Annotated in this window: 14 protein-coding genes; 8 read left to right on the forward strand and 6 right to left on the reverse strand. The window is 44.8% G+C overall.

The annotated features are described in order from the left end of the window. Positions 1–26: 26 nt before the first annotated feature. Both QUA74_RS19095 and QUA74_RS19100 read right to left on the reverse strand, forming a co-directional pair. Positions 27–965 carry a UDP-glucuronic acid decarboxylase family protein gene (locus QUA74_RS19095; RefSeq protein ID WP_333332265.1) on the reverse strand — a complete coding sequence of 313 codons (939 nt, stop codon included), beginning with the start codon at positions 963–965 and terminating at the stop codon, positions 27–29. Positions 966–1,856: 891 nt separating this feature from the next. Then, positions 1,857–2,345: a helix-turn-helix domain-containing protein gene (locus QUA74_RS19100; protein WP_333332268.1), complete on the reverse strand. Its 489-nt coding sequence runs from the start codon at positions 2,343–2,345 to the stop codon at positions 1,857–1,859. 203 nt (positions 2,346–2,548) lie between these two features. Between QUA74_RS19100 and QUA74_RS19105 the strand changes: the two genes are divergently transcribed. Continuing rightward, positions 2,549–3,523 (forward strand): hypothetical protein, encoded by a 975-nt coding sequence (locus QUA74_RS19105; protein WP_333332271.1) that lies wholly within the window; start codon positions 2,549–2,551, stop codon positions 3,521–3,523. Positions 3,524–3,534: 11 nt separating this feature from the next. After that, positions 3,535–3,939 (forward strand): hypothetical protein, encoded by a 405-nt coding sequence (locus tag QUA74_RS19110; RefSeq protein WP_190740856.1) that lies wholly within the window; start codon positions 3,535–3,537, stop codon positions 3,937–3,939. 133 nt (positions 3,940–4,072) lie between these two features. Here QUA74_RS19110 and QUA74_RS19115 read toward each other — a convergent pair whose 3' ends face one another. After that, on the reverse strand, positions 4,073–4,255 hold the full coding sequence (locus QUA74_RS19115; protein WP_333332274.1) for a hypothetical protein: 183 nt from the start codon (positions 4,253–4,255) through the stop codon (positions 4,073–4,075). On the opposite strand from QUA74_RS19115, the gene QUA74_RS19120 reads away from it, so the two are divergent. The 3 genes from QUA74_RS19120 to QUA74_RS19130 all read left to right on the forward strand — a co-directional run bounded on the left by QUA74_RS19120 (position 4,254) and on the right by QUA74_RS19130 (position 5,275). Next, the gene (locus QUA74_RS19120) at positions 4,254–4,424 is read left to right on the forward strand and encodes a ribbon-helix-helix domain-containing protein (RefSeq protein ID WP_333332276.1); all 171 of its coding nucleotides are present in this window, start codon (positions 4,254–4,256) and stop codon (positions 4,422–4,424) included. The two genes, QUA74_RS19115 and QUA74_RS19120, sit on opposite strands and share 2 nt — an antisense overlap. A gap of 83 nt (positions 4,425–4,507) precedes the next feature. After that, on the forward strand, positions 4,508–4,819 hold the full coding sequence (locus tag QUA74_RS19125) for a nucleotidyltransferase domain-containing protein (protein WP_333332279.1): 312 nt from the start codon (positions 4,508–4,510) through the stop codon (positions 4,817–4,819). A gap of 9 nt (positions 4,820–4,828) precedes the next feature. Continuing rightward, positions 4,829–5,275: a DUF5958 family protein gene (locus QUA74_RS19130; protein ID WP_333332282.1), complete on the forward strand. Its 447-nt coding sequence runs from the start codon at positions 4,829–4,831 to the stop codon at positions 5,273–5,275. Positions 5,276–5,375: 100 nt separating this feature from the next. On the opposite strand, the gene QUA74_RS19135 is transcribed toward QUA74_RS19130, so the two are convergent. From QUA74_RS19135 to lepA, 3 genes are all read right to left on the reverse strand, one after another. After that, positions 5,376–5,780 carry a transcriptional regulator gene (locus QUA74_RS19135; RefSeq protein ID WP_333332285.1) on the reverse strand — a complete coding sequence of 135 codons (405 nt, stop codon included), beginning with the start codon at positions 5,778–5,780 and terminating at the stop codon, positions 5,376–5,378. Then, positions 5,764–6,063, reverse strand: coding sequence for a type II toxin-antitoxin system HigB family toxin (locus tag QUA74_RS19140; RefSeq protein ID WP_333332288.1), 300 nt, complete (start codon positions 6,061–6,063; stop codon positions 5,764–5,766). Before QUA74_RS19140 ends, QUA74_RS19135 begins: the two co-directional genes overlap by 17 nt. A gap of 220 nt (positions 6,064–6,283) precedes the next feature. After that, on the reverse strand, positions 6,284–8,098 hold the full coding sequence (gene lepA, locus QUA74_RS19145; protein WP_006632512.1) for a translation elongation factor 4: 1,815 nt from the start codon (positions 8,096–8,098) through the stop codon (positions 6,284–6,286). Between the two features lie 328 nt (positions 8,099–8,426). Between lepA and QUA74_RS19150 the strand changes: the two genes are divergently transcribed. The 3 genes from QUA74_RS19150 (at position 8,427) to QUA74_RS19160 (ending at position 12,692) form a co-directional block, all read left to right on the forward strand. Beyond that, on the forward strand, positions 8,427–8,654 hold the full coding sequence (locus QUA74_RS19150; protein ID WP_333332291.1) for a hypothetical protein: 228 nt from the start codon (positions 8,427–8,429) through the stop codon (positions 8,652–8,654). Between the two features lie 562 nt (positions 8,655–9,216). Continuing rightward, on the forward strand, positions 9,217–11,115 hold the full coding sequence (locus QUA74_RS19155; protein ID WP_333332294.1) for an ATP-binding protein: 1,899 nt from the start codon (positions 9,217–9,219) through the stop codon (positions 11,113–11,115). Between the two features lie 767 nt (positions 11,116–11,882). After that, the gene (locus QUA74_RS19160) at positions 11,883–12,692 is read left to right on the forward strand and encodes a GAF domain-containing protein (RefSeq protein WP_333332296.1); all 810 of its coding nucleotides are present in this window, start codon (positions 11,883–11,885) and stop codon (positions 12,690–12,692) included. Positions 12,693–12,881: the final 189 nt, after the last annotated feature.

Consider the following 12,881-nt stretch of genomic DNA (forward strand, 5'->3'; position numbering starts at 1 on the left):
GGTTTGCCCCTACAACTCGGCAGTCTCTAATGTTTGTGTCCCTCGATGCGATCGCGAAAATCCTTTATAGTCAACTCTAAACCTTGATCCAGCGGCACAGTTGGCTCCCACCCCAACCAAGTCTTAGCACGAGTAATATCGGGTTGTCGCTGTTTCGGGTCGTCTTCCGGCAGCGGTTTAAAGATAATTTCTGCCCCAGGATTAATTGTGTTTTGAATTTTTTGTGCCAGTTCCAAAATAGTGTATTCGCCTGGATTCCCCAAATTCATCGGCCCAATTTGGTCGCTATTCATCAAACGAATAAATCCTTCCACCAAATCAGAAACGTAGCAAAAACTCCGGGTTTGGGAACCGTCGCCGTATACTGTCAGCGGTTGATTCCGCAAAGCTTGAGCAATAAAATTGCTCACTACTCTGCCGTCATTTTCCAACATCCGGGGGCCGTAGGTATTGAAGATTCGTACAACTCGAATGTCTACCCCATTTTGACGGTGGTAATCAAAAGATAAGGTTTCAGCTACTCGTTTGCCTTCGTCATAACAACTGCGAATTCCTATACAATTAACGTTGCCGCGATAATCTTCTGTTTGCGGATGGACATCAGGATCTCCGTACACTTCGGAAGTGGAGGCAAGAAAGAATCTGGCTTTTACCCGTTTTGCCAATCCCAACATATTCATCGTGCCGATGACATTTGTTTTAATGGTCTTGACAGGGTTGTACTGATAGTGTATAGGGGAAGCGGGACAGGCCAGATGGTAAATCTGATCTACCTCTAACCGAATCGGTTCCGTGATGTCGTGGCGGATCAGCTCAAAAAACGGGTTGTCCAGCCATTTGAGGATATTGCGTTTAGTCCCCGTATAAAAATTATCCAGGCAGACTACCTCATGTCCTTGGGCCATTAAGCGATCGATTAGGTGGGAACCGAGGAAACCCGCACCGCCTGTGACTAAAATTCTCATTATGGAAACTGCCGTTCTGTTTAGGGGTAGGACTGGAGTACAAAAATTCAGTCGCTCGAATGAAACTTACTAATAGAATAACAAAATTGCGATCAACAATGTAAACACTTATGCGTCACTTTTATAAAATCTTTAATTAACTTAGCACTTTGTTCAAATACTTTGAACAAAGTGCTAACATTCGCAAATGTCGGTAGCAATTTTTATTTAAGCTTTAATATTTCCGAAAAAACACTGTTGACATCAGTTCTGTTATTTGTTAGTGATTATTGGTTATTTGATGACTTCGGTTGGAGGTTGGGCGATGCCCTAGGGGATAGCTGCGCTTCACAGGTTTATTTGAAAAAACGAGGGTCGATTTATCTCAAAAGCAATATGAGAGAAGTTATGTCGATTTCGCGAATAGAATGTCCGCCACTTTCAACTCAGGGTTGCACCCGTTCAATTGGGATTTCTGGAGATTGCAGCCAGAAATAAATCAGGTTGATTGTATAGCCTTTAGTTTTACAGTTTCTCAGGAATCGAGCAAATTTACGAGGCGCTAAAGTTGTCTCGAAGGCGAAATCAGTACCAGAGTCTGATCAAGTTCGCAGTCTTTCTATCATTAAGCGTCCTGCGAGAATATGCAACTGACTGTGGAGTGAATTAGGACATTCCGGCGGCGATCGCATCTGCATTTACCTATTCAAAACATTCTAAAAAATAGGGTAATAATCTCAGGGAAACTGTAGTTTTACCTGAACCTTTAGGGCCGCCAATAATGTAAATATTTGGCATAATAGATAAGATAAACATTATTGCTGAGGTTGTTGCTTGAGTCCGTAAGGGCGATCGCGCTTCCTGATTTTAGTTGCTTCACGCGCTACCAATCTGTTGATTTGTGGCAAAATTTTAGTTACCGTTGTTATCGTTGAGGTCTAGATTTTGTATTGAGAGTTCTGAAGGTAGCGGTACAGTTATTTGTAGGAAAACATCAATTGTTATTTGATTGTTCTCAAAACTTATATTAGTTACATTAACTTTACTATTTTCAGATAAACCGTTTTGAATAGGTAATTTAGCCGGTGGCTTAGTTTTATATCCAGCATCCTCAAGCCATTCAGCAATATTTCTCCAATTTTCTATCTTTTCAACGCTTTTACCCACCAGACTTTTAACGTACTTATATAAGGTAGCGCATAGGTCAGTTTCAACTCCCTTGGGGGTTTTTTGGAGCTTTTCTGCGATTTCAGAGGGACTATAGCCACAGAGTAGACCGCGAAGGTGTCGTTTTTCCATTGGGGTGAGGCGTTTTCCCTTGGCCGAGGCCAGGTCTGCATAGAGGGTTTCTAAGTCCCAGTGGTTCGCGGCTTCGGTAAATTGCTCGTCGGCTGGCGGCATAGGCGAGTGGGGTAAAAATTCCTGATATAAGTCTAACATAATTACTGATGAGTGTAAGATAAAAGCTATGGTTAATTAGATTATTATAAGTAGAATATCCCGATCTACGTGCAATGAGTCAAAATGACGAGAGAGCTAGCTTGAAGTAGCTAATGACTAGACTCATTGAGCATTGCTGAATCATTAGTTTTGAGGAAAATTTTATGATTTTTATAATCCCGATTATTTTGGGTGCTGCTGCTATAGCTGCTTCCGCTCTTGGCGTTGGAGCTGGTATTGCAGGTGTTTCCGACATGAACGATGCAAAGAAAATGGGCAAGAGCGCTCAAGAACAACATGAACGTGCTTGCAATCGTTTGAAAAACGAATGGGAATGCACTCAAAATCTCGCAGAAGAGTACGGTCAACTGCAACTAAATATCAAAATTCGTACAATTGGGCGATTTGTCAAATTTATTGAGCGTATTGGTCAGCGTGGTTCTCTAAGCGACAAGCAGTTTTTGGAGGGATTAGAAGGCATTTCTATTCAGCAGATTAATGAGTACAAAGCTGCGGCTTTAGAAGCAGAACACTTTGTCAAAGGTGGTTTTAAAGCTGCTGGGGCAGCAGTAGCGGCAGGTCAAGGTGCAGTTGGCTTGATCGGACTGTTTGGGACAGCAAGTACCGGCACTGCGATCGCTGGGATCAGCGGTGCAGCAGCTTGGAATGCGACTCTTGCATGGCTGGGAGGTGGTTCTCTGGCTGCTGGTGGCGGTGGCATGGCAGTTGGTACAGTTGTACTTGGAGGTATTATGGTTGGTCCAGCCTTGGCAATTGGTGGCTTCATGCTTGCTGGTGAAGGTGAAAAAGCTTTGACAAAAGCACGAGAATATGAAGCCAAGGTCTATACAGAAATCGCTAAAATTGATGCTGCTAAAGACTTTTTGGAAAGAGTCCAGCGACGGATTAATGAACTTAACTATGTGGTGAATAACTTGAACTCTCGTGCTGTTCTCGGACTTAACGAACTTGAATCCCAGGCATTCGAGCGAAATCAAAATGCAGATGTGCGTAAGTTGCAACAGGTAGCGCTTCTGGTAAAATCGCTTGCAGAAATTATGAAGACCCCTGTCTTAGATAGCGAAGGAAACCTCAACCCTGCGACTGCTAAAATCCAAGCTAAATACGGTACTATTTGAGGCAAGTTGACATGATAGCAAAAGAAGTTTCGCGAGGCATCTCAAAAATCACCAGTCCTGCTGAATGCTTACAGGAACTTGTCTCAGCTTACACTGAGTACAAGATGGTGGCAGAGCAGGAGCAGACTAAACGGCGTGAAATTGATGCATGGGAGAAAACAACCATCGCTCAGATTAAAGCCCAGAGCGATTGGATGATGGAGTACCTCGATCGCTCATTTGATGAGCGTGCAGAAAATTTTCGCGATCTTTTTAGCGTAGTGGATTCGGCAATAGCTAGTGGCAATAATGAACAGTTAGCATTAGCTTTACATTCAATTACAGAAATAGCTAAGTCGAGTCCTTTCCAAGACCTTGCAAACTTAGCATCTGTAAAAGCTGCACTTAATGATCCAGACCATGAATGGGTGTTTTGATTCACCTTTATGAGTGTGGGTTGCCCCTTCACCTATCCCCTTAAATTGAAAAGCGATCGCCCTTCATGTCCAAAAGTGCGATCGCCCTCGATAATTTTACAGTTAACTTATCAAAAACCCTCCCTCAAAAAAGTTATCCTCGGCGAGAGGGTAAATCAAACACCACTTCAAATCGGATGTTGGGTACTCGTTGCCGAAACAACTGAAGATGTCCCTCCGCATCTGATTGACTGCGATAGCGACCGACGATCGCCCATTGCAAGCTGGACGGACGAGGTGGCACAATTAGGGAAACTTCCAACAGATTGCAAGGCATGAGCGACAGCGAGCGGATTTCAGTGGTTTTGCCAACACAGGCTAAAAAGGAGCTCGAAAAGTTGTGCGATCTCGAAAAGCGATCGATCTCCAACTTTGTCTACCTTCTGATTCAAGAGGCGATCGACCAAGCAAAAGCATCCGGCCAGCTCAAATCAACAGATGACTGAAACTAAAACTTGATTTATCGTGCTTAATTTTTAAATCGAGAAGTGCGAAAAAACTCGCCTACTGCAATGCTAATATTCATTAAATGAGAGGTGTAAAAACATGGCAAGAAGCAGGCATATCTCCAGAAGATGCCAGGAGAATTCAGAATGCAGCCGATCGGACAAAACAAACCATCATAGTTGTTGGCAGTCGAGCAAACGGGACAACTACGCCAACTTCTGACTGGGACTATATAATGTTAGGTAAGTCTCGCCAGCGGCATTCCGCTCGCAGTTCCGTCCCTCGCGGTACAAGTGGTGGCGAAATTAATAGTTCAGGTCGAGAAACGGGAATCGATATTTTACTGGCCCCCTCATCTCAGGAGAACCTCACGTTATATTTCAGCCAGACTTAGGAGAGGCAAATGAATCTAGCCGATGAAATTACAATCAATCAAATTCAACAAGAATTAATTAGCCAAGAAGATGCAAAAAAGTGGTTTTTAAGGTTCCCAGCCCAATACCAGCAGGAAATATTGCAGCGGCTATCCTACATGACCCTCCAAGCAGGGGCGCGAGAAGAAGATGTTTCCCTAGCTATTGCCAAATCAAAACTTCGCCCAACTTACACCCCTTGTGTGTTGCTGAGTAGAGGGCGATTAAAAGAACAAATGGCAAAGCTTTTGAAACTGCCGGCCTCAGAATCTATCAAAACCTTTTTCCTGTTAATGAGTTTATTGGCAATTGCCGATGCGCGCAGGTACTGCAAATATTGTCAAGATGGCTGTAGCCACTGGTGGCATCGCGATTTGAGCGATCGCAAAGTTGTAGATGAAATTCAGCGCGAGTTTCAACAAAGCATTCTTGTTTAAGTTGTAGTAAGCTGTAATGCGATCGGGCGATCGCCACTCACGCTGCAGCCATAATTTCACTTATTTCAACTTCTTATTTTTCTCTTATACTCGGCTTCCATTAATTACAAAACAAACTCGGCTCTACATGAAAAAAACTTCCCAGAATCAATGCCAGCTCTTTGCCAATATCTCCCTCACCATTAACCACTTCATACACTCTTTTTTCAGACCCCATAACTCCCACCAAATCCGCCGGTTGTAACTCTCTTTGTTCCATCAAAAACAGCAATATTGAATTAGGGGTAGCTGTGGCTCCCGGTGCATAGTATTCTTGCTCAAATTTTTCAATTAATGCAATCAGCAATTCATATAACTCATCTTCTTCAGGAGTTCGATCGCGCTGGTGCATCAACTCTTCCACAATAGCGAGAGCCTTTTCATTATCCGCTTCAGTTCTAATTATTTTCGGCTGATACTGAGACAATAATTCTTTGTATTTATCGGGATTAAAAGTAAGGGTCATTTTTCCATTTCTCCTTATCATACTCAGCATGGGTGAGAATATATTTGATATAAATTAATTGGCTTTCATAATCAATACTAAAGATTAATCGATAATTATTACCTTTGATATTAAAAACTGTAAACCCCCCAACTGCTTCGGCTTTAGGAAAAACAGATTGTACCTCAATTAAGTTAGACCATTTAGCCTTGCTAGCAATTTTAAACCAGTTATCCAAAGCTTCCCCGCAATCAGCATGAGTTTCGCTGTATTCACGCACCCGTTTGTAGCTGATTATGTGCATCTACTATACGCAATTTAAACTAAGTTTTAGTTTAGCTCAACCAATTTCTTTGGTCAAGAGCGATCGCCCTTAATCTGCAAAAGGTAGAACAGGCCGGAAAGCCTGTTCCTAGAACCCCATTTGTGGAACAGACCGGAAAGCCTGTTCCTAGAACCGACAAGAATACTGACTGTTTGTGACACAGGCCCGAAAGCCTGTTCCTGACAAAAAGCCACACAGATTACGAATCTCGATCGAGCTTCAGCACAGCCATAAAAGCCTCCTGCGGCACATCCACAGTACCCACAGACTTCATCCGCTTCTTACCCTTCGCCTGCTTTTGCAGCAACTTCTTCTTCCGCGAAATATCACCGCCGTAACACTTCGCCAACACATCTTTCCGCAAAGCCGGAATGTGTTCCGAAGCAATCACCTTTGCGCCAATTGTCGCTTGAATTGGCACCTTAAACTGGTGGCGAGGAATCAACTCCTTGAGTTTTTCCGTCAATCCGCGGCCCACATTGTAAGCCTTATCGCGGTGTACGATCATTGCCAAAGCATCAACCGGATCGCCATTAATTAAAATGTCCATTTTCACCAACGGATTTTCGCGATAACCGATGAGGTGATACTCCATGCTCGCATAACCGCGCGATCGCGATTTCATCTGGTCGAAAAAGTCCGTCACCACCTCCGCCAAAGGCAACTCGTAAACCAGCGTAGTTCGGCCTTGACTCAGATACTTCATATCCATAAAAATGCCCCGCCGACTTTGAGACAGTTCCATCAGCGCGCCCACATAAGTTTCCGGCGACAGCATTTCTACCCGCACATAAGGTTCCTCAATTTTCTCGCGATACTGAGGATCTGGCAAGTGGCTGGGATTGTCAATTGTTAACACTTCCCCTTTAATTGTTGTGATTTGATAAACCACAGAAGGAGCCGTAACAATCAAATCCAAATTGTATTCTCTCTCCAGTCTTTCTTGCACAATTTCCATGTGCAGCAAACCCAAGAAACCGCAGCGGAAACCAAATCCCATCGCACTAGAAGTTTCTGGTTCGTAAGAAAGCGCCGCATCGTTGAGTTCGAGTTTTTCTAAAGCTTCCCGCAAATCTGGAAATTGGTCAGCATCGATCGGGAACAAGCCGCAAAAAACCATCGGCTTTGCCTCTGTATAACCCGGCCAAGGCTCCGGTGCAGGCTTTTTGACCAAAGTAATCGTATCGCCGACGCGAGCATCAGCTACGGCTTTAATTGCCGCGCCCAGATAACCAACTTCCCCCGCGTGCAGTTCATCTACTTGAACTTGAGTCGGTGAAAGGATGCCCAATTCATCAATGACATATTCCTTACCCGAAACCATCAACAAAACTCGATCGCCCTTTTTGACACTTCCGTCCATCACCCGGAAATACACAATTACCCCGCGATAAGGGTCGTAATAACTATCAAAAATTAGCGCCCGCAGCGGTTTGTCCACAGTATCCTGCGGCGGCGGCACCAATTCGACGATCGACTCCAAAATCTCATCTATACCAATTCCTTCCTTAGCCGAAGCCTCAATCGCCCCGCTACAGTCCAGACCGATAATTTCTTCAATTTCCCCTTTTACCCGTTCCGGTTCTGCCCCCGGCAGGTCAATTTTATTTAAAACTGGAATAATTTCCAAATTATTTCCCAAGGCAAGGTAGACATTTGCCAAGGTTTGTGCTTCCACGCCTTGAGATGCGTCTACCACCAGCAGCGCCCCTTCGCAAGCAGCGAGCGATCGCGACACCTCGTAAGAAAAGTCCACGTGTCCGGGAGTGTCGATCAGGTTGAGCACGTACTCCTGACCGTCCTTGGCAGTGTAATTCATCCGAGCCGCTTGCAGCTTGATCGTAATGCCGCGTTCGCGTTCGAGATCCATATTGTCTAAAAACTGCTCCTTCATCTCCCGTGCCTGCACAGTCCCAGTCGCCTGCAACAGGCGATCGGCCAAGGTGGATTTTCCGTGGTCGATGTGAGCAATAATCGAAAAATTACGAATGCGAGATACAGGAACGTTAGTCATGTTTTTTATCGAAGAGCTAATCGGCAAAGGATACTTTTTGTTGTATGATCACACAAGCAAGAGTAGAGTGCTTACTTCAACCTCTTACTGGGGATTGAGATGAAACCACAACTGAGGCAAACCTCAAGAGTATCAGTTATTACCCTTTCAAGTGTCCGACCGAGCCCGGACACGCAAAAGGAAAAAACTTTTCTCTCTCTCATTGTACAGAAAGCGGTTAAGCGGTTGAGGAAAGGTTGGGTGCAAATCAGGGACTTCAAATATCTAGTCCAGTCGGTTGTCATCAAAAGAATTGAAACTTAAGAATTAAAACTAGGATTTTTTAACTATGAGCGACTCAAGAATACCATCCCACAGTTCGTCAGAAAAAGTCGAACTGTCCATCCATATCGATCCTGAACTGCTAGACCAAATTAAGCACTTGACGAATGACCCCAGCAAAGTCATTGAAACAGCAATCAAGCAGTGGCTCCGAGGCGAGCGCCGCGAAGACGAGCTGGCTCTGGGTTTGCGCCGCAACCCCCCAGTCCCGCCACGCGGTGAGTGGAACGACTGAGGTGCTCTGGGCCCAGACGGCGCGCAAATCTGCGGGCTGTGAAATTTAGTTCGCGCCGGCGATCTCCTGCAGATTTCGTGGCTAAAGCTACAGGTGGTGGGCGAGTGAACTCGGCTAAATCACAACCTCGGAACTATTTCAGGTGAGGCAAAAAATGCGTGAGCCATTCCCTGACTAGAGTTGTTCGCAGCCTCATATTTTGGCGTAATTTTCACACTTGATAGTTAATCGGTGCAGATTCCTAATTTCTCAATCTTAATTTTTATCTTTAAATTACCCAAAACGGCTGAACACGAATAGTTGTGAGTTTTGAGTTGAGTTCAGAATTAAAAATTTAATATTTGATGAGTTCATTAATCACTCAAAAGTCAATAGTAGAAGCCTAAAATTTTTGCAAATGGTGAGTTTTGAGCGAGCAATGTTTTAATTAAAAAGCCAACCACTTTTTAATTAATTAATAACTCACAAATTAACAGTATAAGCGCTAAACAATGGGGAGTATTGAGTTGTTTATTAAAAACTCAAACCTCCAAAATCCGAACTACTTTCATCCCCTACTCTGATGGACTCTAACACAGATTTCCGGCGATCGAGCTTCGCCTCTACAGCCTTTTTTCAAGAGTTAGGAGCAGAATTAGTATTTACCCAAGACGCCTCTGGTCGATATCTATCTTTTTATTGGCAGAAAGCCGAACAGTACAACCTTACAGCAGAACAAATTGTCGATCGCCCCCTCAGCGAAACCCTGCAACCCATCGCCCCTGCGCCTTATCTCGATATCCTGCGACGAGCGCTCGAAACCCTCGTGCCGCAACGATTCAGCTATCCATTTTGCCACGCCGGACAATATTTGCTCTTCGATTTGACACTCACTCCGGCGATCGACTCAAACGGCAAAGCTGCAAAAGTCTTAGTTATGGGAAGGCTCCTGTCTGACAAACCCACAGACAGACGGCCAGATTCCCCAGAATTCATGCTCTATCGAGCTTTGCCATCCCCCTTGGACGCCCGCCCACAAATGCCGCTTCCAGCGAGCCGTATCCCCGGTCGATCGCTCCCTCCCTACTCGGAAATCGACCGTAAAATTATCTCCCAAATCGCTCAAAACCTGCATAAAACCCTTGATTTAGACACAATTTGGCAGCAAACTGTTAACAGCTTGGGTCAAGTTTTGAACGCGAGTCGCTGCATCATCTGTTCCTACAAAAAAGACAGCGAAAATCTCGAAATATCCCCCTTCCTTACCTCAGAAAATCAGCGAAATTTAACCGCCACAGCAGCCGAATTACAACAGTCAATAGCTCGCGATCCCTCGCTCCGGATTTCCCCCACTCAAATCGAAAATCTCCAATCAAAAACTTTTAAAGTAGTAGCTGAATACCGCCAAGAAGCTTACTCTTCTATGCTGGGATTAGAACTGCGCGCAGCCGAACAGCCAGGGTGGATTCAAACTTTAGCCACCTTAAAACCAGTAGCAGTCGATTACGCCTCCCCCGCCACGGATCCCTTCCACCGCCATTCCGTGCTCGTAGCAGCTACCTCCTATGAAGACCAACCCAATGCACTGATATGTTTGCACCGCTGTGGCAGTTCCCCGAAATGGAGTCCACTCGAACTCGAATTCGCCCGCGAGTTAGTCGCTCAAGTCGGCAGTGCGATCGCCCACGCTACACTTTACCAAGAATTAGAACAGGCCCGCGCCGAAGCCGTGGCTCTTTCCCAACTTAAAAGTCAATTTCTTGCTAATACTTCTCACGAACTCCGCACCCCCCTCAACGGCATCCTCGGCTTCTTAAAACTGCTTATGGACGGCATGGCAGATGACCCCGAAGAAGCGCACCAATTTATCGAAGAAGCTTACCGATCAGCAGTACATTTGTTCAATGTGATTAACGATATTTTGGATGTCGCTAAAATCGAAGCTGGCAAAATGGAGTTAGACCTCGCTCCCGTCAAACTCGGTGAACTGTTGCAACAAGTTGAGAACTTTACACGGGTTCAAGTCGAGCAAAAGCGATTGCAATTTCAAATCCAAAAACCCGCTGTGGAGGACGAGATTATTTTGTATGGCAACTACCAACGCCTGCTTCAAGTAATCTTGAACCTCACGGGCAATGCAATTAAATTTACCGGGGAAGGGGGAATTCGTATCAGTGCCGAGGTTATTAAGAAAAAGGTGACTGTTCACAACCAGCAGTTCCCCGGAATGGTAAAAATCCGAGTCGCTGATACTGGCATTGGCGTTTCTCTCGACAAGCAGGATAAATTATTTGAGTCGTTTTTTCAGGTGGATGGCGATCGTACCAGGCAATACGGCGGCACCGGTTTGGGGTTGGCTATTTCTCAAAAACTGGTAGAAGCAATGGGGGGTACAGTAAATTTTTACAGTATGGGAGAAGGACTCGGCTCGACGGTTACTTTTACTGTGCCGCTTTATCAAGAACCACTATTTAAAAATTAATCATCGGTAATTAATCATCAGTAATTGGTCATCGGGACGTTGAAGGAATCAGCAATCAGCAATCAGCAAAAATTAAGAAGCAAGAGGGAATCAGGAAGCCGAAAAAAAACTGCGAGAGCGGTTCTCAACTTTCGTGAGGTACTCCCTAGCTTTCTTACCAATTACCAATTACCAAACTTTACCGGACTCACTTACAAATTGCTATATTTCTGTATTCGTAAGTTCCGTTGCGTGAATAAAAGTCATCAATAATTGGTAATTATCCTATAAACACAGTTCGATCGCCCACCAGCGTATCAATTTTGACTTTTATCCGTCGCCCAGCTCCCTCCTTGGGAGTTTTGGACTCATATTGATCACCCACGCCACTTCCGATCCCCACCCAGAATTGGCATAAATCAAATCCGGGGGATACGGATAACAGCTCATCTTTAATCTGTCGGCTGGTAGCCCACACCTCCTAGTAAACCGCCACAAACCGCCAACTTGACAAGAACTTAATGCCTACTTTTAGCACTGATTCAGCTTTCCAATCCCCTACTGTAAAGGATTTTTAAGAAAACAGGACGCTCTCCCTTCTATTTGAAAATCATAAATATCTTGTAAAGACAGCGCAAATAGTTAGTAATGTTTGACGGTCTGTGGCAATATTTAAGTAGAATTACGTAATCCATAAGTCGGACAGTGGCAGGCTGGCAAATTCAGTAACTCCCAGCTCTGTTGCCGGAGTGGTAAACTTTTGCCAGTCTAGTAGAAAAAGGGTTGCTATGAATCAGCAAATATCAGCTCAATCGCAAAAGCTTTTACTCCAAATTGGCAGAAATATTCGTCGAACCTTGGACCTCAATACCATCTGGCAGCAAACAGTTAACAGTCTGGGAGAAACACTAGGCGTCAGCCGCTGTATCCTTTGTCCCTATGAAAGTTCTAGCCTGCAAGTCAAAGTAGCTGCTGAATACTGCCAAGAACCATTTTTACCGATGCTGGGAATGGAAATCTCGCTCACAGCAGCACCTCATTTCCTTCAAGCTCTAGCCACCCTCGAACCGGTGGTAGTAGAGTCCTTTGCAGCCAATGACCCTTTTGGGCCGCAGTCGCTGCTAGTGGTGGCTACCGCTTATCAAGAGCAACCTAACGGCATAATTAGCTTGCATCGGTGCGAGGGCCGATCGTCTGGGCAGGGTAATGGCGATCGACCTTGGACTCAATGCCAGATCGAATTCGCACAAGAACTGGCCGAGCAAGTAGGAAGTGCGATCGCCCTCGCTACCCTCTACCAAGAGCGCAGCAAGCGAGTACAAGGACTATCTCAGCTCAAAAAGCAATTTTTGTTGAAGGCGTCCCACGAGCTCCGCACTCCCCTAAATCACATCATCGGCTATCTACAACTAACCATAGACGATCAAGCTGACGACCCGATCGAGGAGAGAGATTTTATCCAAGAAGCTCACCGTTCGGCTATCCACCTTTCTCAGGTAATTTCCAATATCTTAGATTACATTGAGTTAAGTGAAGCTTGCCAGACTCACACAGAGTTAGCCACTTTCAGAACCCAGGAGAAATCTGGGCATCAGTAAACCTTCTAGTAGCGTATTTAACAAGTCTAATATTTACTCTGCCAACAAGTTTTCCGCCTGAAAAAGCTGACACTTTATCTATAAATTCCCTCAATCAATTCGGTAGCTGGTTAATCAATTCTTTTTAGGGAATTATCGTTTTACACAGTACAGCATAGCAACTACTACACCGAGCAGCCGGGTGTATTT

Source organism: Microcoleus sp. LAD1_D3, assembly GCF_036702135.1.
Lineage (GTDB): Bacteria > Cyanobacteriota > Cyanobacteriia > Cyanobacteriales > Microcoleaceae > Microcoleus.